We start from the raw sequence: 24,679 nt of genomic DNA, 5'->3' as shown, positions 1-24,679 counted from the left end.
CGCCGGGACCCTAGACTCCGGGACCGAAACACCCGATTCGAAGGCCCATGACCGTTCATACCCCGCTGCCGGAAGGCGGACGCATCGTCGATGAGCCGATGAGCGAAGCGCTGTCGCGCCGCTATCTGGCCTATGCGCTGTCGACCATCACCAATCGCGCCCTTCCGGATGTGCGCGACGGTTTCAAGCCCGTGCACCGGCGTATCATGTACGCGATGCACCAGATGCGGCTGAACCCGCAGGCGGCGGCGCGCAAATGCGCCAAGGTCGTCGGCGAGGTCATGGGCGGCTATCACCCGCACGGCGACGCCTCGATCTATGACGCCCTGGTGCGGTTGGCGCAGGACTTTTCGCAGCGGTATCCGCTGGTCGACGGTCAGGGCAATTTCGGGAATATCGACGGCGATAACGCCGCGGCCATGCGCTACACCGAGTGCAAGCTGACCCCGGCCGCAGTGCTCCTCATGGAGGGGATCGACCAGGACTCGGTGGACTTCAAGGCCACCTATGACGATCAGGATGAAGAGCCGATCGTCCTGCCGGCCGGCTTCCCCAATCTTCTGGCCAACGGCTCGTCCGGCATCGCCGTGGGCATGGCGACCTCGATACCGCCACACAATGTCGGCGAACTGATCGACGCCTGCCATCTGCTGCTGGAACGCCCGGACGCGACGACGGAAGACCTGGCCGGCATCGTTCCGGGCCCGGACTTCCCGACGGGGGGTGTCGCCGTCGAGGGTCATGCCTCCATCCTCGAGGCCTATGAGACCGGCCGAGGCGGGGTGAGGCTGCGGGCCCGCTGGGAGACGGAGGATCTCGGCCGGGGCGTCTGGCGCATCATTGTCACCGAGATGCCCTACCAGGTGCAGAAGTCGAAGCTGATCGCCGACCTCGCCGACCTGATCGAGCACAAGAAGGCCCCGCTGCTGGGCGATGTGCGCGATGAATCGGCTGAGGACATCCGGCTGGTCATCGAACCGAAGAGCCGGACGGTCGAACCCGAGGTGCTGATGGAGAGCCTGTTCAAGCTCTCCGACCTCGAGATCCGTTTCCCGATCAACATGAATGTTCTGGACGCCACGGGCACACCGCGGGTCATGGGGCTGAAAGCCTGTCTGCAGGCCTTCCTCGATCACCGCCGCGAGGTACTGGTGCGCCGCGCCGGCTGGCGCATCGACAGGGTCGAGAAGCGGCTGCACCTGCTGGAAGGCCTGAGGATTGTCTTCCTCAACCTCGACGAGGTTATCCGGATCGTCCGCGAGGAGGAGCAGCCCAAGGCCGTCCTGATCGCCCGTTTTGGCCTGTCCGAGCTTCAGGCCGACTTCATCCTCGACACGCGCCTGCGCCAGTTGGCGCGGATCGAGGAAATGACGATCGAGAATGAATACAAGACACTGTCAGACGAACTTGCCGCACTACAGTCACTGTCTTCCTCGCCCGCGAAACAGTGGAAACAGGTCGGCAGGGATCTGGAGACGGTGCGCAAGGCGTTGGTGTCACCGCGCCGGACCCTGATTGCCGAGGCCGTGGATTCGTCGGCCCTTGTCTCGGTGGAAGCCTTCATCCCGCGCGAGGCCATCTCCGTCATCCTGTCCGAGCGCGGCTGGATCCGGGCGGCCAAGGGCAAGGTCGAGGACCCCTCAGAGCTCAAATTCAAGGAAGGGGACAGTCTCGCCTTCCTCGTTCCCTGTTTTACGACCGACAAGATCTTGGTCGCGGCCTCGGACGGCCGCATCTTCACCGTCGGGGCCGACAAACTGGCTTCGGGGCGTGGCCATGGCGAACCGCTGCGCCTGATGATCGACCTCGACGAAAAGGCCGACATCATCAATCTGCTGGCGCATCAGCCGGGCGGCAAACTGCTGATCGCCTCCAGGGCCGGTTATGGTTTCATCGCCCCTGAGGACGAGTTGCTGGCCCAGAAGCGTGGCGGCAAACAGGTGCTGAACGGCGACATGATCGCCGCCATCCGCGTGAACGGCGACCACGTCGCTGCCATCGGTGAAAACATCAAGGCGCTGATCTTCACCCTGGCGGAGTTGCCCGAGATGGCGCGTGGCAAGGGCGTCAAACTGCAAAACTACAAGCAGGGCGGACTCGCCGATGTGGCGGTGTTTGACGGTGCCCACGGCCCTGAATGGGTCGATGGCGGTGGACGGCGGCGCAACTGGCCCGACTGGAAGGACTGGCTGGGCAAGCGGGCAGGGGCCGGGCGTCAGGGGCCCCGCGGGCTCAGGAAGTTCCGTTAGACTCGGCCATCCAGCGCTGTACCAGCCGCAGGCAGGCGTTGTGCTCCGCGTTGAGCCGGTCAATCGCAGCGTCGGCGGCGGCCTGGTCGCTGTTGCGGGTGATCGAGCCCAGAGCCCGGCTCGTGCTGGCGGTAAAGGCCGCTGAAAGCTGCGCCTCGGTCAGGCCCAGCGGCTGGGCAAAGAGCGTCGCTGCCGCAATGAACCCCCTGCCATTCCGGTCGGAACTGGCCTGGGCCTCGGTATTGCCGGTGAAGGCATTAAGGGAGGAGGTCGCCGCCATCACGCCGGCGCAGTTCATGGCCTGTTCGTAGCGCTCTGACGTCGCCGGAGAGGGCGCGGCCGGCGGGGCGGCTTCCTGGACGGAGGCGAGAACGACAGCGGCGGCCAGTAGCGTTGCGAACATGGGAGTCCCTTTTGACGGGCGGCAGCCTATCCGCGGCGGACAGGCGCATCAATCCGTTCCATCGAGCGCGCGAATCCGGATGTTGCCGCGATTTCACTATCCGGTCGGCGTCACGCGAGCGATAATCCTTCCATAGGCAGGAGAAACCCAATGGTCGTCACCCTGATCGTTATCGCCGTCATCGTCGCCCTTGTGCTGTTCATCGTCGTGGGCGCCTACAACAGGCTGGTGGCTCTGGATCAGCGCGCGGACCAGTCGTTCGCCGACATCGACGTGCAGTTGAAGCAACGGCAGGACCTGATCCCCAACCTTGTCGAGACGGTGAAGGGTTATGCCTCGCATGAGCGCGGCACGCTTGATGCGGTCACCCAGGCCCGGGCTGCGGCTGCCGGTGCCACCTCGGTCAATGACAAGGTCCAGGCCGAGAACATGCTGACGGGAGCCCTCGGCCGACTGTTCGCCGTGGCCGAGGCCTATCCGGACCTCAAGGCCAACACCAACTACCTCGAACTGCAGCGCGAGCTGTCCGACATAGAGAACAAGCTGGCTGCCGCGCGCCGCTTCTTCAACAGCGCCGTCAGCGAGTTCAACGCGGTGCGTCGGCAGTTTCCGACCGTCCTGTTCGCAGCCATGGTTGGCTTTGCGACGGACAAGCCTTTCTTCGACGTGGGCGAGGGTGATCGCGCCGCGATGAATGCGGCTCCGCCCAAGGTCAACTTCACGGCTTAGGGGTCGCACGGATGGGTGCCGTCGGGCTCCAGACCCATATCTGGGCAAACAACACCCGTTCGATCCTGCTTCTGGCCGGGTTTCCCGTCCTGATGATCCTGATCATCTACGGACTGCAGCTGGTGCTGATGGGGATCGGATTCCTGCCCGGGTCCGGCCGGGGGCTGGGCGACGACATGGCCCTTGCCGCATCCTGGCTGGGCGGCACCGTCCCTCTCGCCATGATCATCGCCGGGGTCTGGTTCGCCATCTCCTATTTCGGGAGCCAGGCCATGATCGACATGATGACCGGTGCCCGAAAAGTTGAGAGGAAATCTGAGCCTGAGATATACAACCTGTTGGAAAACCTCGCGATCTCTCGCGGTCTGAGGACGCCCACGCTTCGCATCATCGACAATGACAGCCTGAACGCTTTCGCTACGGGCCTGCATGAAGGCCAGTACAGCATCACGGTCACCCGCGGCCTTGTCGAAGCCCTGACCCGCGACGAGCTCGAAGCGGTCTTGGCCCATGAACTGACCCACGTCATCAACAGGGACGTGCGGACCATGGTGATCGCCTCGATCTTCGCCGGGATCATCAGCGTCATCGCCGAACTGGTGTTCCGGGGTCTGCTCCATTCCCGCGGCGGCGGACGCAGGGACAACAAGAACGCGGCCCCCCTGATCCTGATCGGCCTGGCCTTCGCCGCTGTCGGCTTCGTGCTGGCGATCGTCATCCGGATGATGCTGTCGCGGACGCGGGAGTTCGTCGCTGACGCCGGGGCGGTCGAACTGACCAAGAACCCGGACGCCATGATCTCGGCCCTGCGCAAGGTCGAGGGCCGGTCCAGCCTCAAGGGGCCGGACGAGGTCCAGCAGCTGTTTCTCGACAACCAGGCCGACGGCGTGGGGCTGGAAGGTCTGTTCGCCACCCATCCGCCGATACAGAAGCGCATCGACGCCCTGGTGAAATTCGGTGGCGGTGTTGATCCCGGAGTCTGGACCGATGATCCGGCCCGCCCTTCCGTCGCCTATGCGACCTCGACGCCCGTCGCCGGCTGAGCCATCCGTGCCCAACCCAGTCGGGTCAGTCGTTCCATAGGCTGGAAGCCGGCCTTGTAGTCCATCTTGCGCGAACCCTGGACCCAGTAGCCGAGATAGACATAGGGCAGGCCGACGATCTGCGCCTGACGGACATGATCAAGGATGGCGAACCGGCCGAGGCTGCGTGCCTCGCGGGCCGGGTCGAAGAAGCTGTAGACCATCGACAGGCCGTCCCCGAGCAGATCGGTGATGCAGACGCCGACCAGATCGCCGGGCCCACCGTCGGAGGAGGGCAGGCGGTATTCGATCAGATGGGTCCGAACGGCCGTATCCTCGACCATGGCGACATAGTCGAGCCAGCCCATATCGCTCATGCCGCCGCCCGGATGACGGCCCTGGAGGTAGCGCCGCAGCAGATCGAACTGTTCGGCCGTGGCCTCTGCCTCGACAAGGTCGCGAGACAGATCTGCATTCCGGTTCAGAATCTTGCGCTGTGATCTTGAGAAACTGAACTCAGGCACAGGCAGGCGAACAGAGACGCAGGCGTCACAGGACTCGCAGGCCGGTCGATAGGCGATGTTCTGGCTGCGGCGGAAGCCGGCCTGGGTCAGTTCGTCATTGACGTGGACGCCTTCACTGAACGGCAGATTGGCGAACACCTTCCGCTCGGTCTGGCCGGGCAGATAGGGGCAGGGGGCCACGGCCGTCATGTAGAAGCGAAGCTGGCGTTGGGGAACGAAGGTCACGGCCTCAGATCCGCATCCGGTTTCGTCGACAGGAGAGAAGCGACCGCCTCATTGCCTGATTTGCACCCGGAGAAGCCCCCGAAGCAAGGCCATTCCCCGTCCGGACGCAGGGACGGCCGACGGTCAAAGGCTGGTATCCGTCGGCAGAACCGGGGCCTCGCGCAACAGGACGATGGCGATCCTGCGGTTGCCGGCCAGGGTCGGATCGTCGGGATACAACGGGTCGGAACCCGCCTTTCCGGACACCTGATAGACCCGGTCGGGATCGACGCCGGCACCCTGCAGGATCAGCCGCGACGCATTGGCCCGTGCCGAGGACAAGGGCCAGTCATTGGGCTGGGTCGCGCGGTTCGATCCGGGCGCTGCTGAGGTATGGCCAGTGATGGATATGCGATTGGGCAGCTGGTTGATGACCCGAGAAATCGTTCGAAGCAAAAGCTGGGCGCGGGGGTTGGGGCGCGCAGAGTTCTGATCGAACATCGAGCGGCCTTCCTGGTCGACCAGCTGGATGCGCAGGCCTTCCGGCGTCTGGTCGATGATCAGCTGCTTGGACAGTTCAGCCAGCTCGGGCATGGCCTGCATCGCCTGACGAAGGGATTCTGCCGCCGAAGCGAATTCGGCCGCCTCACGCTGGGCTTCTTCACTGGAGGCATCGAGGCTCGCATTCTGGCTCGCTGCATCGGACGAATCAGTCGGCGCATCGGGGGCCATCTGAGTTTCCACCGATTGCGATCCATCGCCCTTGGCACCTTCATCACCGAGCGCGGTACCGCCCAGGATACCTCCGGAGCCCGATGTGGTCGCTGATACGCTGGCCGGGGCGAAATATTCGGCGATCCCTTTCTTCTGTTCGGGATCGGTCGTGTTGATCAGCCACATGAGCAGGAAGAAGGCCATCATGGCGGTCACGAAGTCAGCATAGGCCACCTTCCACGCGCCGCCGTGGTGGCCGCCACCGACGACCTTCTTGACCTTCTTGATGAGGATCGGGCGATCACTCAGGGACATGGCTAGGCGCACCTTTGGCGAAAACTCCAGAGCAGGGTAGGGGCGTACGGGTTAAGGCACCGTTTCCCATGTCGCGCCTTGCCCGGACGCAGTCGGTCGCCTAGTCGTCAGACGTGAGCACCTCCGAAACCCATGTCCTCGACCTTGCCGCCTATCGCCGGGCCCTTGGCGGATTCGCGACCGGGGTCTGCGTCGTGACGGCCCATACGCCGGACGGGCCATTCGGGATTACGGTCAACTCCTTCACCTCGGTGTCCCTGAGGCCGCCGCTGGTGCTCTGGTGTCTGGACCGCGGCTCTGATCGTCATGACGCCTTTGCCGCCGCCGACCGGTTCGCGGTGCACATGCTTCCGGTCGAGGATCGGGAGATGTCGGACCGGTTCGCCTGGGGGATTTGCCGTCTGTCGTCCGATGAATTCGACAGTTCCAGTCCGGAGCCGCCGCGTCTGAAGAATGCCCTGACCCGACTGGACTGCGTAACGGCTGATCGAATCGTTATGGGTGATCACCTCACGATCGTCGGCGCGGTCCAGGGGTTTGAGACCCGCAGGGGAGCCGGCCTGACCTATTTCCGCGGACGTTACGGTGTCGCCGAGGAGCCTGAGGCATGAAGATCGGATTCGTCGGCCTGGGCGTCATGGGCGGACCGATGGCCCGACACCTGGTTCAGGCAGGACATGAAGTCACAGGCTTCAACCGGTCGCCGGAAAAGGCCCGGACCTGGGCTGAAGCGAACGGCGGCCGGCTGGCCGCCACGGTGGCGGAGGCGGCGGATGGTGCGGAGCTGCTGATCCTGTGCGTGGGCAATGACAATGATATTCGGGCCGTCGTGACAGAGGCGCTGTCCCATCTGTCGGCCGGCGCGATTGTCGTCGACCACACGACGACATCGGCCCGGATTGCGCGCGAAATGGCCGACCTTGCGACGAGCTGGGGGAGGGCCTTCATCGACGCCCCGGTCTCTGGCGGGCAGGCGGGTGCAGAGAATGGTCAGCTCAGTGTCATGGCAGGCGGCGATGAGGCCGCCCTGGCGCGGGTCGAGCCGGTGCTCATGGCCTATTCGAAGGCCGTGAAGCGTATGGGTCCATCCGGGTCCGGTCAGCTGGCCAAGATGGTGAACCAGATCGCCATCGCCGGCGTGGTCCAGGGACTGGCCGAGGCCGTGCATTTTGCCGAGGTTGCGGGGCTCGACACCGGCGCGACCTATGACGCCATCTCCAAAGGTGCCGCACAGTCGTGGCAGATGGACAATCGCTGGAAGACCATGGCCGAAGGCCAGTTCGAATTCGGCTTTGCGGTCGACTGGATGCGCAAGGATCTTGGATTGGTGCTGGATGAGGCCCGGAGCAACGGAGCTCATCTGGCCATGACGGCGCTGGTGGATCAGTTCTATTCCGAGGTGCAGGCCATGGGCGGCGCGCGCTGGGACACGTCAAGCCTCGCGGCCCGGCTTCAGGCCCGGACAAGGGCCCGCTGAAGCCGAGGGCGGCAATCTTATTTCGCATAATATATCTTATGCGATAAACGAAACTGCTTCCCGGAGCCCGCCTACCGGGCCTGGCCCACGGTCGGGGCCGCATCCAGCAAGGCAATCGCCTCACGCACATAGACGGCATGGGCCACAACGCCGATTCCGAGCGGCTCGTCCGACGGCCGCACCTCGGACGTCAGAACCCCGGCGATGAACGGATGATCCGGCTGAACCGTCCCCGGCAGTTTCCGCGCCGCCGGTGTCCAGAATACAGGCCCGCCGGAATTTCCCGGAAAAACCGGGAAATCAAGAAGAAAGGTCGGAAAGCTGCGGACCGGAGTCAAAGGCCAGGATGCGATCCGTCCGGTCCGCAAGATCGGAAATCCCGCAGTGTTCGAGGAATATCCGCGAGGAAAGCCGAGGGTCAGCAACTCATCCCCCGGACCCACCTGCCAATCGTCGAGGTCCTCGCCACTGGCCAGCCAGGCCAGCGGGATCGCAGCCCGGGCGAACACCGGCGGTGCCGAGATCTCCATAACCGCAATGTCGCGTTCCGGATGTTTGGTCCAGGCCGGATCGCCCATGTCGTTGCGGATCCGCAGCGGATCCGGAGCAAAGCGCCAGCCCCCTCCGGGCATTTCGCTGCGCCAGCCGACACGTGCGTCACGAAGGCTCATGCCATCCAGCACGTGATGGGCCGTGACCAGAACGGTGCGCGGCGTTCCATCCGGGCGCGGTGCGTCGATCAGGAAGGCTGTGCCGACCCGCCGGGTGCCATCCCCATTGTTCTGGTCGATCTGAATCGTGGCGCTGATCAGCCCGACCGTCAGGTCCCAGGCCGGCGGGGCCAACTCTGCGATAGGCGGTTCCTGGACCTGGACCTGCTCCCAGGCGGGTTGGGGCGGCGTCTGAAATTCGAACATCATCCCTACCTGTTCATTGTCGTTTCTTCATTTGACGGCGGGCCGTGGGCGCGCACAAGGTCCGGCGTCAATTCAGGGGCTTCGACATGAACCGCCGCGACCTTCTCGCCACATCTGCCGCCGCACTCGCGGCGACCGCCCTTCCCGCCCTCGCCCGCCCAACCGGAGCCTCGATGTCCCAAGGAACGCCCGTCCCGCCCGTCGCGAAGAAGATTCCGGTCACCATCGAGCAGCTGGGCCGCGTCCGCACCGACGACTATCAGTGGATGAAGGACGACAACTGGCAGGCCGTGCTGCGCGACCCGACGCTGATCAAGGCCGAGGTCAAGGAACATCTGGACGCCGAGAACGCCTATCGCGAGGCTATGATGGTCTCGACCCTGCCGCTGCAGGACGCGATGTTCGAGGAGATGAAGGGGCGGATCAAGGAGGCGGACAGCTCGGTCCCCTCCCCCGATGGGCCGTGGGAGTATTACGTCGAGTACCGGACCGGGGATCAGCATCCCCGTTACATGCGGCAGCCGCGCGGCGGCGGAGCGGCGCAGCTGCTGCTCGACGCCAACGTCCTGGCCGAGGGCAAGGCCTATTCGGAGGTCTCGGCGGCGGAGCACAGCCCCGACCACACCCTGTTTGCCTTCTCCGAGGACGCGCAGGGGTCAGAGGTGCATCAGATCTTTGTCCGGGACCTGGCGACCGGCGAGGTCCTGCCCGATCCGATCGGCTCGGCCTACGGCGGCTTCGCCTTCTCGCCCGACAGCCGGTGGATCTTCTGGACCAACCGTGACGACAACGGCCGGCCGGACAGGATTTTCCGCCGCCCGGCCCGCGGCGGCGAGACGACGCTGGTCTATCAGGAGGACGACGACGGCCTCTTCATGAGCGTCGGCCGCACCGCTGACGACGCCTTTGTCCTGATCTCGATCGCCAACCAGGAAACGTCCGAGACCCGGATCATCCCGGCTGCGACCCCGACCGCCAACCCGATCCTTCTGGAGCCGCGTCATACCGGACGGCTGTATGACGCCGACCACTGGGGCGACCGCTGGGTGATCCGGACCAACGCCGATGACTCGATCGACTTCAAGATTGTCGAGGCCCCGACGGCGACCCCGGGCAAGGCCCACTGGACCGATCTCGTCCCGCACACGCCGGGCCGTTACATCGAGGGCATGGCCCTGGTGAAGGACCATATCGCCCGTCAGGAGCGGGCCGATGCCAATACGACGATCGTCATCCGCGACCGTTCGGGCACAGAGCACGGGATCGCGGTGGACGAGCCCGCCTATTCCCTGTCGCTGGGCGGGGCGTCGGAGTTCGACACCACCATCATGCGCTACGGCTACAACTCGCCGTCCACCCCGACCTCGACCTATGACTATGACCTGGCGACACGCGAGCGGACCCTGCGCAAGGTGCAGGAGGTGCCGTCGGGCCATAATGCTGGGGACTATGTCGTCGAGCGCTTGAACGCCCCTGCCCCGGACGGCGAACTGGTTCCCGTGACCGTGCTGCGGCGCAAATCGACGCCGGTCGACGGCACGGCACCGCTGCTGCTCTATGGCTATGGCTCCTACGGCATCCCGATGGCCGCGAGTTTCTCGACCAACCGCCTGTCACTGGTCGACCGCGGCTGGATCTATGCCATCGCCCACATCCGGGGCGGATCGGACAAGGGCTGGGGCTGGTTCCTCAATGCCCGGCGCTTCACCAAGAAGAACACCTTCACCGACTTCATCGCCGCCGCCGAACATTTGATCGCCAGCGGCCACGGCAAGGCCGGCCATATCGTGGCCCAGGGCGGTTCCGCCGGCGGCCTGCTGATGGGAGCAGTCAACAACATGCGGCCCGATCTGTGGGCCGGCGTCATCGGCCAGGTGCCGTTCGTGGATGTGATCAACACCATGAGCGACACCAGCCTGCCGCTGACGCCGCCCGAATGGCCGGAGTGGGGCAATCCGATCGAAGACCCCGAGGCCTATGACTATATGATGAGCTACAGCCCCTACGACCAGGTCGGGCCCATGGCCTATCCTGCGGTGCTGGCAACGGGCGGTCTGTCGGATCCCCGGGTGACCTATTGGGAACCCGAGAAATGGGTCGCGAAGCTGCGGCCGGCGACGACTTCGGGGAAGCCCATCCTGCTGAAGATCAACATGGAGGCGGGCCACGGCGGGTCATCGGGGCGGTTCGACTATCTGAAGGAGGTCGCCCACGACTACGCCTTCGCCGTCTGGGCCATCGACAAGGGATGGGAACGGAGCTGACGCCCGGGCGACCGCCCAAGCCGTCCGTCCCCGGCCAGCCCGTCCCTAATGCGGCATGCGATACGGACTTCAGGAGGGGCCCGCTGGAACTGTGTCGGAGGGGGCGAAGCCGTCAGCAGGACGGATGGCTGGGGAACTAGGAAACGCTCCCCCACCAGAAAACACTAGTATTTTCAACTAGAACCATGACCAGACTTCCCGGCTGGGGAGTCCCTATTAGCAGGTCGGATTAGCAGGGCAAGCGTCCCCTCCCCTGCTGGTCCTCGAACATGGTTTCGGCTTCTTCGACCACGTCCTGCACCATTGCTTCTATGGGGTCCCCGGCCTCCAAGCGATCCAGGTTGGGCTAGACCTAAGCGTCGTGGCTTCGGCATCGCGGCGGACGCCTGGGCGTTAGTCGGCTTGGCCCTTACTCGTGCGTCGGAGTGGCGTTCTGACAGCGGGCTCGACGACCCCCGGTCCGGGGCTCACCACGGACTCCGTCACGGCGTCCGGAAACTCGCGGGCAAGGCTCGCAATCGTCACCTTTGAGGCTCTGGCCTTAGTGAACATCGCGTAGAGGTCATCTCCGCTCATCGTAGTTCCCGGCTTGGCGATCATTACCGTCGAGATATTGAACGGCGCGTTGGCGTGGTCCCCTTCGCCTACGGGCGCGTCAATGACCCATTCGGCTGTCGTCGAGGCGACCAAATCTTCAAAGCTTTCGCCATGGGGAAACTTCGATTTGACCATCCCCCCGGTCGCCTGGATCGCAGTCAGCGCGGCGACCTCATCGGAATGGAGGCGGATGTGGAAATCGCCGTAGCTGATGAAGGGTCGTCCATCGATCCACATTTGAAGGTGGTAGTGAGGGAAATTCTGATTGCCGTGCCCGGCGAAGTCCGACTTCCCGCATGAAATCGACCATTGGTAGACGTCATAGCGGATCGTGATCTGGACCACGTATCCGTTTTCCTCAGCGGTATCTGTGATGTTTCGGGCGAAAGCCCCCTCACTGGCGACCCATCTCAGCCAGCTTTGGGTTTGCATCATCCCAAACGCTGCCGTCATCGCTGGAAGGTGCTTTTTGCGGAAGCCGAGCGGCCTCAGCAGCCAGTGGACGCAGGGCTTCCTTTCCTGGAAGTGGTCCAGGCGTTCGTCGCAGAGGTAACAAATACCTTGCCGGAAGGCGTCCCGAAACTGGATGTGTTGGCGGTCGGTCGCGGCCAACTGACGAGCGGTAAACTCATCGCGGGCTTGCTCCGTCATGCCCTCGAATAGCCGTGCGAGCCGCTCACCTTTTTGCTGATCCGTTTCCATCGCCTGGAAGATAGCGAACAATGGTCAATCGGCGAAATACCTGATGATCATGCACGGCGTTGAGCGTCAGTATCGTGGGTAGCCACTCATTCGCCGCGCCGCCGCATTGGCAGGAGGGGCTCCCGTCGCCACGCTTCATGTGCGGCATCGTCTCGCGCAAGGTCTCGTCTCACCTTGGCGATAGTCCTCTCCCTGCTCGCGATTACCTTCTCATTCTTGGCGATTTTCCGCCTGATAGACCGCAGCACGGGACTCGTTGCCACCAACCTCCGCGTCACCGCTTCGGCCAAAAGTTTGTCCAGCGGTGCCGTCAACGCTCCCAACATGGGGTCATCCGGATCGGGTAGCGTCCATCGGTGCGGGTTCGGACTGAAACTGACCTTAATGGTCGTTACGGGCGGCCTCATCGGTGCGCTCCAAATTCGCTGCTTCTACGCCCGGTTGGTCAGCCAAATGATCGAACTGCCCGATGTCAGGTGGTAGCCGGTCGGTCTTCCATCTCTGAAACCGTATCCACTGAGTAACAGGGGTGCCCGAGGTGCCTTGAAGCGGTTTTGTTCGGAGCGGCGGAAGCCGCCCCTCCCCATGGTCCTTTCTCTTCGAAGGGGCGAGAACGGGCTCGGGTCCAGAATGGCCTTGCCGATCGCGGCCTCCATTGACGCCTTCTGCGTCGCCGTGAGTTTGATCTGCTGGGTGCCAACGCGGACGGCCCAATCATAGAGGCCGTTGATCTCGACCCTAAGCCGGTAGGAAATCGTCGGTCTCACGTGGACTGCCTCTAGTCGATCGCCGAACGGAAGCGCGGCTTGCGGGTCCATATGGGACCCCAGCCTCGACTCGGGCTACCGGAGAATGCTGGTCTATGGACAAGGACTTCTGAGTGGTTTCGCCCTTCATAATCGAGGCACTGTCTGACGGCGAAACACCGGCGCCGCTGACCAAACGCATCGTCGATTGGCTACAGAGCGACGAGGCTTTCGCCGGTCTTTTGACATCGTTGAATCAACTGGAGGACGGCTATCAGGCACCGCTGAGTGATGGCCCTCCAGACCTAATTGCAGCCGTTCGCCCGGCGGTCATGATGCGGCGAACGGAAGCCTTCCTAACGGCTCTAGCGAGGGAGATGCCGGAGCGCACTTCTTTGAGACAGGCCCTAGCGTTCGTGATGGTCGCCTTGGCGACTGTTCAAGAGCGTGAGGTCACTGCGTCGAGCCTCCAACTGAAAGCGGCCTTGGATGGGAAACGGCGACCAATCCTGGGATCATCGCTGCCGCGAGCATTGCTCGCGATGTTTGACGAAAAACTGATCCAGGAAGTGCGTAGCAAGACGGATCGTCGAGCCAAGGCATTGTCGCTCACAGATGCTGGCCAAAAGGTGCTCGACAGGGCTCTGGCAACCCTGGACTAACCTTTGCCGAAGTGGGCTGTCCTTGATGATTTGAATATTTCGTGTGGCTTCGGTTTGGACAATATCTTCCCTTTGCCGGGGATCGCTCCGCCCGCAAAGGTATCCTCCAAATTCGAACGACTGCGATCTCGGTGCCAGCGGGGGCGTCCCTGAAATCCGTCAGCGTCCGTCGCGGCTCCCGACAGAGTGCCACTGGTCAGACCACACCATTTCGCGGTCGTCAGATCGCATGTGCTGGCCCTTCATCATGTATCCGACCGCCGAATGGTGGTCCTCGATCCGCGTCAAGCAATAACTGCCGGACGGCACGACCTCGTTCCAGACGCCGCCTCGCTCGCCTGGAAACAACGAGCCAAGAAGCTTGATCTTCTTCAAACTCGGCATCCGCCACAGTCCATGGACGTGGATGTTCGTCTCGACCTTCTCGAAGACGAACATCGCCCGCGCCCGTTCGTTCGCGGGGTGCCGGTAAAATCGTCTGCCGAGAAATGCCGCATCGACGCGGGCGAGCATCTCTCGGAGATGACCCTTCGCCGCACTCAGAGGCACATCGCGATTCCAGGCGAGTGTGAGGGCGTAATTCATGCCAAGATTGAAGGCCAATTCGGCGTAGGCCGCCTTGAACCTCGTAAGGTTAGAGACTTGGAAGTAGGTTTCGTCTTGGATGTTGCTCACATCTCTATTTACCACGACTGAGCCGTCAGCCGTTAATTCTATCTATCGAGCCGATTACTTGCCTTGACGCGGCCTATGGCACGCGCCACAAGCAGCCCATGCAGCCATCCAAGCCCCTCTCCAGCCGAACGTTAGCCGCGCTTTCGACAAGCACACGGCACATCGGCATTCGGAGATCGCATGGACAACCTCCCGCTCAACACAATCACTGGGCACTCGACCCCAACGGCTGAATCGCGCCGGTCCCTGTTTCCCATCGACGGATGGTGCCTCGGCCTCGTCGGCGAGATCGAGACCCTGGCACCTGGATTTCTTCTCCACGTCTTGAAGTCGTCCTCCCCCAAATGGCGCCAGAGCCTGTATACTGCCCTGGCCTTCGGCATCCTTGATCGACCGGAAGACTTCATTCTCAAGGCTACGGCCAGGACGTGCGAGGACTTGGACTGGAGAAGTGTCATGCGTGTCCTTGCGGACTCGCTGCGCTCGATGTCCGCACGAGACATAATCACAGCTACCTTGGGAGAAGCCCCGCACGCCCTTGCGGGGTCTCTCAGCAAGATCGGTATGCTGCCGCTACGCTCTGCCGACTGTTACCGAAAGCTCGTCACAGTTCTGGTCGCATCAGACGCGGACTCACGCGCTCGGGCAAAGACGCTGATGCAGTTGAACCGGCTCGACTCCGAACTTCTGGAGGCCGTGCTGCTGATCGACAGCATCGCACTGTTCCCCGAGATCATCATGCGTGTCCGCTGCCGTGCTGATGCGCGGTTTTTGAACGGCATCATCGCCGCGATCCGGGTTGTCTGCGACGTAACCGACGAGGCCATTCGTCAGTCGCTCGATCACCGAAAGATCGGATTCCGTAGCCACGAATTTGCAGACGCTTGGTTGTCCAAAGCCCATCGATTGCCGCCGGTCAGCGATGCCTTGCAGCAGCACTCCGAGTTCTGGCGGGTAACGCCCGCAAATGCAGAAGAAGTCGGACGGACCTTCAACAACTGTATGCGGACCAAAATGAACCTCTTGGTGACGGGGGTCTGGTCTGCGTGGGTGTGGACCCCCGGAGATGTCATCGCCGCCGTGACCAAATTCGACGAAGGAATCGTGTTGTCGGGCATCCATGGCCGGTCGAACGGTGACGTTCCCCCAGCAGTGGCCCACCAGCTTCGCGAGACGCTTTCGGCCTTGGGTGTCCTTTGCTTCTCACGGTCCGAAGTGCCCGAGGTGCTTCGCCCCCTTACCCTGGGTCGTTGGGACAGTTTCGAGTTGGATGAGCTTGAGTTCGGATAGCGAAGCAATGAGGGGTATTGCCAGTCGCGACCGGGTCCCTATTCAACCTATGGCTTGACCCGCCACTGCTGTAGCTTCAACGAAGCGAACCAGGGGGCAATCAGTGGCGAAACTTACCCAGACCGAACTCGAAGGCCATCTCTGGCAAGCAGCGAACCTCCTTCGGGGGACCGTCGATGCCGGGGACTACAAGCAGTATATTTTCGGGCTGTTGTTCTACAAACGGCTCTGCGACGTTTGGGACGAGGAGTATGAAAAGCTCTTCCAGGAGACCGGCGACAAGACCGAGGCGGCGGACCCCGAGGAACACCGATTCCACGTCCCGTCTGAGCACCGCTGGGACGAGGTGCGGAAACATTCAACCCAGATCGGCCAGCGGCTGAACAACGCCTTCAACGCCATCGAGGACGCGAATCTGCGGCTCAAGGGCGTGTTCGGCACGCTCGACTTCGCGAAGCAGGACCAGTTCCCCGACGCCCTGCTGGAGAAGCTGCTCTCGCACTTCGAGAAGCACCGGCTGCGAAACGCCGACATCACGCCCGACGTCCTGGGCGACGCCTACATGTATCTCATCAAGATGTTCGCCGAGGGGTCAGGCAAAAAGGGCGGCGAGTTCTACACACCCCGTCAGGTCGTGCGGCTCATGGTCGAGTGTGTAGACCCCCGACCGGGCATGTCAGTCTACGACCCGACCTGCGGGTCAGGCGGCATGCTGCTGGAGGCGGTCCAGCACCTCAGGGATCGCGGCGATGACGTGCGAACGCTCTCACTCTACGGCCAAGAGAAGAACCTCGGCACTTGGGCGATCGCCCAGATCAACCTGTTCCTGCACGATATCGACGATGCCTTTATCGCAAAGGGCGACACAATCCTGAACCCGAAGCGATACGAGCCCAAAGCACGGGAGTTCGTGGACGGACTGGCAGCCTATGATCGGGTGCTCGCGAACCCACCCTTCTCGGAGAAGGTCTGGGGCCACGAGGTCTGGTCAAACGGCGACCACTACGGACGCGATATCTATGGCGTCCCGCCGAAAGGCTACGGCGATCTGGCCTTTGTCCAACACATGGTCGCCTCCCTGAAAGACGACGGAATCCTGGCCGTCGTCGTTCCTCTAGGTGTCCTCTTTCGGGGGGGCACTGAGGCCGACATTCGAGAAAAAATGTTGGCGGCTGACATCATCGAGGCAGTCATCGGCTTGGCCCCCAACCTCTTCTACGGCGCGGGCATCCCGGCGGCGATCCTTGTCGTTCGGAAGAACAAGCCTCCGGAACGTCGAGGTCGAGTCTTAATCGTCAACGGCGATCAAACTTTCCAGCCGGGCAAGGCTCAGAACCATCTGACTGATGCGGATGTTGCGACCCTGGCAAACGCCTTCCGAGACTTTGCCGACATCGACAAGTTGGCTCGCGTCGTGCCCGTGGAAGAGATCGCGGCAAACAGATTCAATCTGAGCCTCGGTCGCTACGTCCAGACGGGAGCGACTGCCGCGACGGCAGATATCGCCGCCGCTGTTGGCACGCTGCAAGAACTGATCACCAAACGAAACGAAGCTGAGGCCGTGATGTTTGGCCACTTGGCAAGGCTCAGCAATGTTTCGGAGTAACGTGCCTCCACACCCACTGCCAGCAGGATGGAGGGCCGCTCAACTTTCGCAAATTGCGAGAGTTCACGGGGGTGGTCGCCTCAAGCTCAACAAGAGCCACTACATCGATGCGGGGTCCCAAGCCTATAGTGCGGCTGGCCCCGATGGTTTTGTCGAACAGGTGGAGGGTGACACCCCGACCATCGTGCTCTCATCCATCGGTGCGCGTTGCGGCAAGTCTTTCCTGACGGATGGGCCGTGGACAACCTTGGCTAATACGCAGGTGATCACCCCCAATCCGGAAGTCGCAAATGCGGCTTTCCTTCATGCAATCCTGGACGACGAAAACTACTGGAACCGATCCGGGTCGGCTCAGCCGTTCATTAAGCCGTCTGACGTGAAGAGCGCGTGGGTGCCTCTTCCACCGCTCGACGAGCAGAGAAGGATTGCTGATGTTCTGCGGTCGGTGGACGCCGCAATCGCAGCATCGGAAGACGCAGAGCGGGCGGGGGACGCGGTGTTCCGTCGCCGACGTGAGGAGCTAATTGCGGGGGCTCGCCAGACTTCGCCGGAGATTTTGGTCGCATCTGCGCTTCAAAAGAATCGTGGAGAAAAGCTGATCAAGCTTCAAACCGATCAATACTACGACAGCGGTCGCTTTCCAATCATCGACCAGGGGGCACGCTTCATTTGCGGCTACACAGACAATGATGCCGCGCTATGGCCCTACGAACTTCCTGTAATTGTGTTTGGGGATCACACCCGCATATTGAAGTTCATAGACTTTCCATTTGCGATTGGTGCCGATGGCACTCAATGCCTTAATCCCATTCCAGGCATTCGCGCCCACTATCTCTACTACGCTCTCCAGTCACTGGACTTGCGAGCAGAAGGTTATGCTCGACACTTCAAACTTCTGAAAGAGAGAACGATCCCCGTTCCGGACCTTAGCGAGCAGGTCGCCGTTGAAGGCGAACTCGCGGCCATCGAAAACGCCGTAGCCGAGGCTCGGTTGGCCAAGCAAAAACTGGTGAGCCTAAAGGCGGCGACCGTCTCCAACCTAATCTCTGGTCTTGCGCGGGTTCCCACATGAGCGAATTCCGCCTCGCCGAGAAGCCGACGATCGAAGCTCTGACGGCCATGGGCTATCATTCGCTCTTGCCCGAGATGGCCTTAGCGATGCGAGGGGAAGAGAACCGGGTCATCCTCAAGCCAGTCCTTATCGATGCGTTGCAGACGCTGAACGACATCTCGGCCTCAGACGCCGAGGCGATCTATGGTGACCTCGCCATCCTCTCCGACAATGAAGAATGGCAGAGGCGGCTTCGGGGCGGCTACACGCGCAAGCTGGCCGGAGATAGCCAAGGGCGATCCATCGATCTCATTGATTTCCGGCACCCCGAACGAAACACCTTTCACGTCGTTCGCCAGTTCAAGGTTCAAACGCAGCGGTCGCGGATCGCCGACATCGTGGTGTTCGTGAACGGCATCCCATTGGTCGTCATCGAGGCGAAGTCGCCGGTCAAGGCCAGCAATACCGCCGAAGAGGCGTTCGAACAGATCAAGCAATATGAGCGGGACATCCCTCGCCTCTTCGAGCCCAACGCCTTCAATATTGTCACTGATGGCGTGACCACCCTCTACGGAGCGACCAGAGCCAAGGCCCAGTATTTCGCGCCCTGGCCAGATGCGTGGCCGCGAAAGGCCGACGAGTTCCCGGACGACCTCACCAAGGACCTGTGGTGCCTGTTGGAGCCGTCCCGTCTGTTAGACCTGTTGGCCCACTTCATCGTCTTCGAGATAGACCCCGACACCAAGGAGAAGATCAAGAAGGTCTGCCGCTATCAGCAGTTCCGGGCGGTCAACAAGGCAGTCAACCGGGTCGCTGATGGCAAACTCAAGAAGGGGCTGATTTGGCACACGCAGGGGTCAGGCAAGAGCCTGACGATGGTCTTCTTGGCCCTCAAGTTGAAGACCCACCTGACGCTTTCGGCGACCACCCTTGAGAACCCCAACATCCTGGTGCTGACAGACCGGATCGATCTCGACACCCAGATTTCAGGAACCTTCGTCGCTTGCGGCTTACCCAACCCGACACAGGCGTCGTCGGTCGCAACCCTGCGCGAGGCCGTCGCCAAGGGCGGCAATGGTCAGATTTTGCTGTCCACCATCTTCAAGTTTCAGGGTTCGAAGGCCGCGATCCCGAACTCCGACAACTGGATCGTCCTGGTCGATGAGTGTCATCGGACCCAAGAGAAGGACCTCGGTGCCTATCTCCAGGCGACGCTGCCTGATGCGCGGTTCTTTGGCTTCACCGGCACGCCCATCAAGAGCACCGACAAGGACACCTACGCCCGGTTCAGCGTCGAGGGCGAAGGCTACCTGGACAAATACGGGATTGACGACGCGGTGCGTGACGGCGCGACCGTCCCGATCCTCTACGAGGGCCGCAAGACCGACTGGTCGATCAACGCCGCCGAACTCGACATCCTATTCGACCGCTGGTTCGTCGATCTGCCCGACGACAAGCTCAAGGACCTCAAGAGCAAGGGGCTAACCCTCGCGACCCTGGCCAAGCACCCCGAACGGGTCCGACTGATCGCCGTCGATATCTGGGAGCATTTCAAGCAGGTCTGCCAGCCGGACGGCTTCAAGGCCCAGATCGTGGTCGTGGATCGCGAGGCCATCGTCCTGATGCGGGCAGCCCTTGCAGCGGTGATCACAGCCGATCTGGCCAAGAGCGGCGCGGACGAAGCAGAGGCACAAGCCGACGCCATGATCGCTTGCGTGTTCTCCAAGTCCCAGGAGGACGGGAAGCCATCAGAGGACGCTTATGTCTCGGGGGTGAGGGAAGAACTTGAATCCCATTATGTCGATGACACCGCAGAGAAGGCGATCAAGAAGGCGTTCAAGAAGGTCGGGCAGCAGCCCAGCTTTCTGATCGTCTGCGACAAGCTGCTGACCGGATTCGACGCACCGATCGAGGCGGTGATGTATCTCGACAAACCACTCAAAGAGCACGGGCTCCTCCAGGCGATTGCCCGCACCAACCGGACATGTTCGATCAAGCGACCGAACGGCGGCGAGGTCGTCAAGCCGCATGGCCGGATCGTGGACTACATGGGCGTCACGGCCCACCTCGACGAGGCGTTGGCCTCCTACCGCACTGAGGACGTCGCCAACGCCCTCAATGACATCTCGACCCTACGGGCAGACCTGCGGGAAGCCCACGCCCGCTACATGCGGCAGAAGCGCGACATGAAGCTGGTCGGCCTCGATGAGAAGGCCGCCGCCTATAGGGTCCGCGACATCATCGCTGGCGGCCTGGAAGACGATTGGTTCGAACTCCAGCGGCTGACCCGGACCTTCATCAAGGTCTACGGTGAACTCTCACCCGACCCGGCGATCCTGGACTTCACCGCCGAGGTCAAATGGGCGGCAGGGTTCCTCAAGGTCGCCGCCCAGGTGATCGACAAGGACCAGAGCGTCGATCACCGCTCCTACACGGGCAAGATCAGGGACATGTTGGAGGAGCACGTCCACGCAACGGGGCTGTCAACGACCATCAAGCTGCGCTCGATCACTGATCCCAACTTCACCGATGATTTCGATGCTCAGGGGAAATCCGAGGAGGACCTCCAGGAGGCGTTCGTTCGCAAGTCGGCTGAACTCAAGCGCGTGACCCGCGAACTGGTGGACAAGAACCCCACCCAATACGGACGGTTTTCCGAGCGGGTGCTTGAGATCATCCGGCGGTTCGAGGAGGGCCAGATCGCAGCCGCCGAAGGGCTCAAGGAATACGAAGACCTCACCAACGGGATCAACTCTGAGAAGGGTGCCCACGCCGACCTCGGCATGGATGAGAACTCCTTCTCGATCCTGAGGATCATGGAGGGATTGGTGGGCGAGGAGGTCGATCACCCAACGCTCCAGGCTGCCGCCGTGGCGATCGGCAAAATCTACGCCAACGCTCAAGCGACTCAGCCCGCGTGGTTCTACATGGAGACCTACCGGCGCGAACTGAAACAGCGTGTCCGACGTGTGCTGAGCGACCTTGGCGTGCCCGATGCCAAGGCGATCCGCGACGCAATCGATGAGTTTGCCGAGCACGCCTACGGAAGCGTCCACTGATGCCCGTCCTGCGCGTCGGTGCCCGAGACATCTCATACGACCTCCGCCGCACGGCCACGGCCAAGGAGCGGCGGATCACGGTGATGCCTGGGTGTGTTGAGGTGCTGGCTCTATCGACTGACGACGACGCAACGATCGAAGACTTCCTCGACCGCAAGCGTCAGTGGGTATTCCAGACCGTCCGGGAACTGGAAGAGATCACGGCGTCTCGTGCCTCGGTTCCCCGGTTCATGTCGGGCTCAAAGATTCCGTTCCGAGGACGGCAATCCTCTCTCGTGGTTCGTCGAACCGATGGCCCACACATCGAGATTTCACACCGAAACGGCTTCCTGGTCGATCTGCCGTCCTGGGTCACTGAGGATGCGGCTGACGGAATCGTCGCTACCGAAATCAAGCTTTGGCTCAAGAGGCGCGTCCGCCGCGACGTAAGCGAAATCGCTGCCGCCTACAGCAAGCGGTTTGGCTTGAAGGCCCGATCGATCAGGGTCGCGGACATGAAGTCTGGATGGGGTTCGTGCGGTCAGAACGGCTCGATCCTCATCAACTGGAACCTGATCTTCGCGCCCAAATCCGTGCTCGAATATGTAGTTGTTCACGAACTCGCCCATTTGAGGGAACGGTCGCACGGCCCGGAGTTTTGGAACTTCCTCGGCTCGATGCTCCCCGACTACGAGAGGCCAAAGGGTTGGCTGAGCTTGAAGCAGGGTAGTCTCGACTCAGCGTTCCTGAATCCCTCGCCTGCGAACATGTCCTCCACGGCGTAATACATATGTATTGCGTTAATGCGCTTCCCGCGCCATCAACTTAGCCATGACGAACCATCAGGCTAATTTGACAGTCCGGAGAGCCGTCGCGCTCTACAGGGTCAGCACGTCGAGGCAAGGGCGTAGCGGTCTTGGCCTGGAAGCTCAGCGTGAAGCCGTCCACCAGTTCCTGAGCCCAAGCTGGCAACTCATCGATGAGATCGTAGAAGTCGCCTCAGGTCGCCCTGGCCAGCGGGACGGCTTGGACAACGCTCTCGCGCTATGTCGATCTCACGGGGCGGTTCTCCTGATCGCCCGGCTCTGTAGACTTTCCCGCGATCCAATCTTGCTGATGGAGTTGGAGCGATCAGGGGTGGAATTCGTCGCGGTAGACATGCCCCATGCCAATCAGGTGACGGTTCGACTCATGGCAGTTCTCGCTGCCGAGGAGACTCGTCTTGTCAGCGAGCGAACCAAACAGGCGTTGGCCGCTCGCCGCGAACGCGGTTTGCCGATCGGCGGCAACAACCCCAACATTCGAGATCACGCGGAATCGGCGGCAGCGTCGAGTTCTATCGTTCGGACTGAGAAGGCCAGGAACCGGGCCAAGGACCTGATCCCGGTCATCCGGACACTGCGGGCCGAAGGTCACACAAGTCTCGGGCAGATCGCACAGCGGCTTAACTCGAAGGGTATTCAAACGCCCCGAGGCTCAGACTGGCGCCCACAATCGGTGAGCAATCTGCTTCGGATGCAAGCCACACTGGAGGGCTGAACTTTGGCCAAAGACCCGATGGTGCCGATCAATCTGCGCGTCCCGCAGAGCATGCTTGATGAGATCGACGCGCGAGTTGCCCTGTTGGGACGTGATCGCAGCGACGTCATTCGAAGCGCAATCTCGCGCCTTCTCGAAAGTGGTCCTCGATCGGTCGAGGAGCGACTGGCTGGCCTGGAGCGCAGGATGTCGGCGGTAGAGCATCCGAAGCCTTGCGATGGCACCGGCCTAGAGCAGAAGCTGTAGGCAGGGCAGCTTTAATTTTACGCCTCGCTCCCTGCATTTCGAGCCTCGCGCACTGCCATCATGATCGTCTCCATCTGATCGAAGTGACGAAACCCAACGGGCCGTCGCTAGAGACCCAAGTTCGGAAACCGGATCAGATCGATTGCAGCCTTAAGGGTCGCGAGATCGACGCCGCGACCGTAGGCGCGAGCGACCGCGTTCCCCTCGCTATGGCCGGTGATAAGATCGCTGATCTCTGGACTGACTTCACGATGAGATTCGCGAGCGCAGCGTTTGAAGGTGTGGCGGAAGGAATGGAAGGGCTTGTCGGGATCGTCGATCCCCTCCCCTTTGACCGGAGCATTGGCCGCGCACCAACGAGCGAACCACTTCCCGAACTTCGTTCCTCGCTTTCCGGAAGCGTTAGGCTTGAGGTCTGAGAACACGTATTCGCCCTCTGACGTGACCCCCGTTTCTCATCCAGCCATAACGAGAGTCCTTGGGTGATCTGAGCCGTGATTGGTTGGGGTTGCAATAGGCCGGCCTGCGCAGCCATCAACCAGCGCAGCAGGCCGGCCGATCTGTCCGGTTAGCGTCCTGGCGTAGGCCGTTGGGGTCAGCCATCCGAGCTTCGAGTGCGGCCGGGTTTCGTTGTAGTCGCGCCGCCAGGCGTCCAGCACGGACCGGGCGTGTGGCAGGGACCGGAACAGCGTCTCGTTCAGCAGTTCGTCGCGCAGGCGACCGTTGAAGCTCTCGTTGAAGCCGTTCTGCTGGGGCTTGCCCGGCGCGATGTAATGCCAACCAACCCCGGTCTCGTCGGCCCAGCCGAGTATGGCGTTGGAGGTGTATTCTGTCCCGTTGTCGCTGATGATCGTGTCGGGCCGTCCCCGCCGAAGCATGATGGCGTCCAGCTCTCTCGCCACCCGCCGACCGGACAGCGAGGTGTCTGCGATGAGCCCGAGGCACTCGCGTGTGCAGTTGTCGATCACCGTCAGGATCCGGAACCGCCGCCCGTCGGTCATCTGGTCGGACACGAAGTCCAGCGACCAGCGCTGGTTGGCCACCAGGGGAACCTCCAACGGACGCTGCGTGCCCATGGCGCGTTTGCGTCCACCTCGCCGGCGCACCATCAGCTTCTCCTCGCGGTAGATCCGCTGGACCCGCTTGCGGTTCACCGCATGGCCCTCGCGCCGAAGCATCACGTGCAGGCGTCGATAGCCGAACCGCCGCCGCTCTTGGGCCAGCGCCTTCAGCCGATCCCGCAGAGCGCCGTCGTCCGGCCGCGTGGCCTGGTAGCGCACGCTCGCACGATCGACGTCCAGAACCCGGCACGCCCGCCGCTCGCTCATCTCGTAGACCGATCGCAGGTGCGCCACAGCCTCTCGATGAGTGGCGGGCGTCACCACTTTTTTCCCAGCAGATCCTTCAGCGCGACGTTGTCCAGCATCGAATCCGCCAGCAACCGCTTCAGTTTGGCGTTCTCGTCCTCAAGCGCCTTCAGCCGCCGGGCTTCCGACACATCCATGCCGCCGAACTTGGCCTTCCACTTGTAAAACGTCGGCGAGCTGAGCCCGTGCTTCCTGCACAGATCCGCCACTGGGACACCCGTCTCCTGCTCCCGCAGGATCCCGATGATCTGCTCTTCCGTGAACCTTGATCGCTTCATTCTGTCCGTCCTTTCGAGGGGCGGACTCTAGCTATTCTTGGAGGAGTTTCAGGGGGTCACGTCA

The 24,679-nt window shown here is 62.2% G+C and carries 23 protein-coding genes; 14 read left to right on the top strand and 9 right to left on the bottom strand.

Annotated features, from left to right (window positions below; translation table 11 throughout):
- Positions 1 to 47: 47 nt before the first annotated feature.
- On the top strand, positions 48 to 2,249 hold the full coding sequence (gene parC / locus Q0053_RS05820) for a DNA topoisomerase IV subunit A (RefSeq protein ID WP_298097329.1): 2,202 nt from the start codon (positions 48 to 50) through the stop codon (positions 2,247 to 2,249).
- Here the strand turns inward: parC and Q0053_RS05815 are convergent.
- Entirely contained in the window at positions 2,233 to 2,652 is a 420-nt protein-coding gene (locus tag Q0053_RS05815) for a hypothetical protein (RefSeq protein WP_298097327.1), read from the bottom strand. The genes parC and Q0053_RS05815 overlap by 17 nt on opposite strands.
- Positions 2,653 to 2,802: 150 nt before the next feature.
- Here Q0053_RS05815 and Q0053_RS05810 point away from each other — a divergent pair, with 150 nt between their 5' ends.
- On the top strand, positions 2,803 to 3,381 hold the full coding sequence (locus Q0053_RS05810; RefSeq protein WP_298097325.1) for a LemA family protein: 579 nt from the start codon (positions 2,803 to 2,805) through the stop codon (positions 3,379 to 3,381).
- A gap of 11 nt (positions 3,382 to 3,392) precedes the next feature.
- Positions 3,393 to 4,424 carry a M48 family metallopeptidase gene (locus Q0053_RS05805; RefSeq protein ID WP_298097322.1) on the top strand — a complete coding sequence of 344 codons (1,032 nt, stop codon included), beginning with the start codon at positions 3,393 to 3,395 and terminating at the stop codon, positions 4,422 to 4,424.
- Here the strand turns inward: Q0053_RS05805 and Q0053_RS05800 are convergent.
- On the bottom strand, positions 4,394 to 5,152 hold the full coding sequence (locus Q0053_RS05800; protein ID WP_298097319.1) for an arginyltransferase: 759 nt from the start codon (positions 5,150 to 5,152) through the stop codon (positions 4,394 to 4,396). The two genes, Q0053_RS05805 and Q0053_RS05800, sit on opposite strands and share 31 nt — an antisense overlap.
- A gap of 123 nt (positions 5,153 to 5,275) precedes the next feature.
- Entirely contained in the window at positions 5,276 to 6,160 is an 885-nt protein-coding gene (locus Q0053_RS05795) for a flagellar motor protein MotB (protein WP_298097316.1), read from the bottom strand.
- A gap of 113 nt (positions 6,161 to 6,273) precedes the next feature.
- Between Q0053_RS05795 and Q0053_RS05790 the strand changes: the two genes are divergently transcribed.
- Together Q0053_RS05790 and Q0053_RS05785 are read left to right on the top strand one after the other, a co-directional pair.
- Positions 6,274 to 6,771: a flavin reductase family protein gene (locus Q0053_RS05790; protein ID WP_298097314.1), complete on the top strand. Its 498-nt coding sequence runs from the start codon at positions 6,274 to 6,276 to the stop codon at positions 6,769 to 6,771.
- Positions 6,768 to 7,637 carry an NAD(P)-dependent oxidoreductase gene (locus tag Q0053_RS05785; protein ID WP_298097313.1) on the top strand — a complete coding sequence of 290 codons (870 nt, stop codon included), beginning with the start codon at positions 6,768 to 6,770 and terminating at the stop codon, positions 7,635 to 7,637. The genes Q0053_RS05790 and Q0053_RS05785 overlap by 4 nt, the downstream gene beginning before the upstream one ends.
- Positions 7,638 to 7,708: 71 nt before the next feature.
- Here the strand turns inward: Q0053_RS05785 and Q0053_RS05780 are convergent, their stop codons facing one another.
- On the bottom strand, positions 7,709 to 8,557 hold the full coding sequence (locus tag Q0053_RS05780; protein WP_298097311.1) for a serine protease: 849 nt from the start codon (positions 8,555 to 8,557) through the stop codon (positions 7,709 to 7,711).
- Positions 8,558 to 8,640: 83 nt separating this feature from the next.
- On the opposite strand from Q0053_RS05780, the gene Q0053_RS05775 reads away from it, so the two are divergent.
- Entirely contained in the window at positions 8,641 to 10,818 is a 2,178-nt protein-coding gene (locus Q0053_RS05775) for a S9 family peptidase (RefSeq protein WP_298097310.1), read from the top strand.
- 393 nt (positions 10,819 to 11,211) lie between these two features.
- On the opposite strand, the gene Q0053_RS05770 is transcribed toward Q0053_RS05775, so the two are convergent.
- Complete coding sequence (locus Q0053_RS05770) at positions 11,212 to 12,138, bottom strand: hypothetical protein (protein WP_298097307.1); 927 nt, start codon at positions 12,136 to 12,138, stop codon at positions 11,212 to 11,214.
- Between the two features lie 410 nt (positions 12,139 to 12,548).
- Positions 12,549 to 12,935 (bottom strand): hypothetical protein, encoded by a 387-nt coding sequence (locus tag Q0053_RS05765; protein ID WP_298097304.1) that lies wholly within the window; start codon positions 12,933 to 12,935, stop codon positions 12,549 to 12,551.
- A 62-nt stretch (positions 12,936 to 12,997) separates the two neighbouring features.
- Here Q0053_RS05765 and Q0053_RS05760 point away from each other — a divergent pair, with 62 nt between their 5' ends.
- Complete coding sequence (locus Q0053_RS05760; protein WP_298097301.1) at positions 12,998 to 13,525, top strand: hypothetical protein; 528 nt, start codon at positions 12,998 to 13,000, stop codon at positions 13,523 to 13,525.
- 159 nt (positions 13,526 to 13,684) lie between these two features.
- Here the strand turns inward: Q0053_RS05760 and Q0053_RS05755 are convergent, their stop codons facing one another.
- Positions 13,685 to 14,200 carry a hypothetical protein gene (locus Q0053_RS05755; protein WP_298097297.1) on the bottom strand — a complete coding sequence of 172 codons (516 nt, stop codon included), beginning with the start codon at positions 14,198 to 14,200 and terminating at the stop codon, positions 13,685 to 13,687.
- Positions 14,201 to 14,380: 180 nt separating this feature from the next.
- On the opposite strand from Q0053_RS05755, the gene Q0053_RS05750 reads away from it, so the two are divergent.
- The 7 genes from Q0053_RS05750 (at position 14,381) to Q0053_RS05720 (ending at position 22,970) form a co-directional block, all read left to right on the top strand.
- Positions 14,381 to 15,490: a hypothetical protein gene (locus Q0053_RS05750; protein ID WP_298097294.1), complete on the top strand. Its 1,110-nt coding sequence runs from the start codon at positions 14,381 to 14,383 to the stop codon at positions 15,488 to 15,490.
- Positions 15,491 to 15,593: 103 nt separating this feature from the next.
- The gene (locus Q0053_RS05745; protein ID WP_298097291.1) at positions 15,594 to 17,096 is read left to right on the top strand and encodes a class I SAM-dependent DNA methyltransferase; all 1,503 of its coding nucleotides are present in this window, start codon (positions 15,594 to 15,596) and stop codon (positions 17,094 to 17,096) included.
- Positions 17,083 to 18,168 carry a restriction endonuclease subunit S gene (locus Q0053_RS05740; protein ID WP_298097289.1) on the top strand — a complete coding sequence of 362 codons (1,086 nt, stop codon included), beginning with the start codon at positions 17,083 to 17,085 and terminating at the stop codon, positions 18,166 to 18,168. Before Q0053_RS05745 ends, Q0053_RS05740 begins: the two co-directional genes overlap by 14 nt.
- Positions 18,165 to 21,206, top strand: coding sequence for a type I restriction endonuclease subunit R (locus Q0053_RS05735; protein ID WP_298097286.1), 3,042 nt, complete (start codon positions 18,165 to 18,167; stop codon positions 21,204 to 21,206). Before Q0053_RS05740 ends, Q0053_RS05735 begins: the two co-directional genes overlap by 4 nt.
- On the top strand, positions 21,206 to 21,970 hold the full coding sequence (locus tag Q0053_RS05730; RefSeq protein ID WP_298097283.1) for a M48 family metallopeptidase: 765 nt from the start codon (positions 21,206 to 21,208) through the stop codon (positions 21,968 to 21,970). The genes Q0053_RS05735 and Q0053_RS05730 overlap by 1 nt, the downstream gene beginning before the upstream one ends.
- A 46-nt stretch (positions 21,971 to 22,016) precedes the next feature.
- A complete protein-coding gene (locus tag Q0053_RS05725; RefSeq protein WP_298097280.1) occupies positions 22,017 to 22,724 on the top strand; it encodes a recombinase family protein in 708 nt (235 codons plus the stop codon).
- Between the two features lie 3 nt (positions 22,725 to 22,727).
- Positions 22,728 to 22,970, top strand: coding sequence for a ribbon-helix-helix domain-containing protein (locus Q0053_RS05720; protein WP_298097279.1), 243 nt, complete (start codon positions 22,728 to 22,730; stop codon positions 22,968 to 22,970).
- A 107-nt stretch (positions 22,971 to 23,077) separates the two neighbouring features.
- Here the strand turns inward: Q0053_RS05720 and Q0053_RS05715 are convergent, their stop codons facing one another.
- The gene (locus Q0053_RS05715; RefSeq protein WP_298097276.1) at positions 23,078 to 23,395 is read right to left on the bottom strand and encodes a hypothetical protein; all 318 of its coding nucleotides are present in this window, start codon (positions 23,393 to 23,395) and stop codon (positions 23,078 to 23,080) included.
- A gap of 30 nt (positions 23,396 to 23,425) precedes the next feature.
- Positions 23,426 to 24,615 (bottom strand): IS3 family transposase gene (locus tag Q0053_RS05710; RefSeq protein ID WP_298097273.1). Its coding sequence is split into 2 segments (ribosomal slippage): positions 23,426 to 24,363 and positions 24,363 to 24,615, totalling 1,191 coding nucleotides; the frame shifts between segments, so codons are not numbered across the junction.
- Positions 24,616 to 24,679: the final 64 nt, after the last annotated feature.

The organism is Brevundimonas sp., assembly GCF_027487935.1.
In the GTDB taxonomy this organism is placed as follows: domain Bacteria; phylum Pseudomonadota; class Alphaproteobacteria; order Caulobacterales; family Caulobacteraceae; genus Brevundimonas.
Note: the sequence above shows the minus strand (reverse complement) of the source record. Positions and strands in the feature narration are given on the sequence as shown.

Bases quoted from the DNA above. Each gene is read 5' to 3' on its own strand.
- parC (WP_298097329.1), top strand. From the start codon at position 48: ATGACCGTTCATACCCCGCTGCCGGAAGGCGGACGCATCGTCGATGAG.
- Q0053_RS05815 (WP_298097327.1), bottom strand. From the start codon at position 2,652: ATGTTCGCAACGCTACTGGCCGCCGCTGTCGTTCTCGCCTCCGTCCAG.
- Q0053_RS05810 (WP_298097325.1), top strand. From the start codon at position 2,803: ATGGTCGTCACCCTGATCGTTATCGCCGTCATCGTCGCCCTTGTGCTG.
- Q0053_RS05805 (WP_298097322.1), top strand. From the start codon at position 3,393: ATGGGTGCCGTCGGGCTCCAGACCCATATCTGGGCAAACAACACCCGT.
- Q0053_RS05795 (WP_298097316.1), bottom strand. From the start codon at position 6,160: ATGTCCCTGAGTGATCGCCCGATCCTCATCAAGAAGGTCAAGAAGGTC.
- Q0053_RS05785 (WP_298097313.1), top strand. From the start codon at position 6,768: ATGAAGATCGGATTCGTCGGCCTGGGCGTCATGGGCGGACCGATGGCC.
- Q0053_RS05780 (WP_298097311.1), bottom strand. From the start codon at position 8,557: ATGATGTTCGAATTTCAGACGCCGCCCCAACCCGCCTGGGAGCAGGTC.
- Q0053_RS05775 (WP_298097310.1), top strand. From the start codon at position 8,641: ATGAACCGCCGCGACCTTCTCGCCACATCTGCCGCCGCACTCGCGGCG.
- Q0053_RS05765 (WP_298097304.1), bottom strand. From the start codon at position 12,935: ATGGACCCGCAAGCCGCGCTTCCGTTCGGCGATCGACTAGAGGCAGTC.
- Q0053_RS05750 (WP_298097294.1), top strand. From the start codon at position 14,381: ATGGACAACCTCCCGCTCAACACAATCACTGGGCACTCGACCCCAACG.
- Q0053_RS05740 (WP_298097289.1), top strand. From the start codon at position 17,083: ATGTTTCGGAGTAACGTGCCTCCACACCCACTGCCAGCAGGATGGAGG.
- Q0053_RS05735 (WP_298097286.1), top strand. From the start codon at position 18,165: ATGAGCGAATTCCGCCTCGCCGAGAAGCCGACGATCGAAGCTCTGACG.
- Q0053_RS05730 (WP_298097283.1), top strand. From the start codon at position 21,206: ATGCCCGTCCTGCGCGTCGGTGCCCGAGACATCTCATACGACCTCCGC.
- Q0053_RS05725 (WP_298097280.1), top strand. From the start codon at position 22,017: ATGACGAACCATCAGGCTAATTTGACAGTCCGGAGAGCCGTCGCGCTC.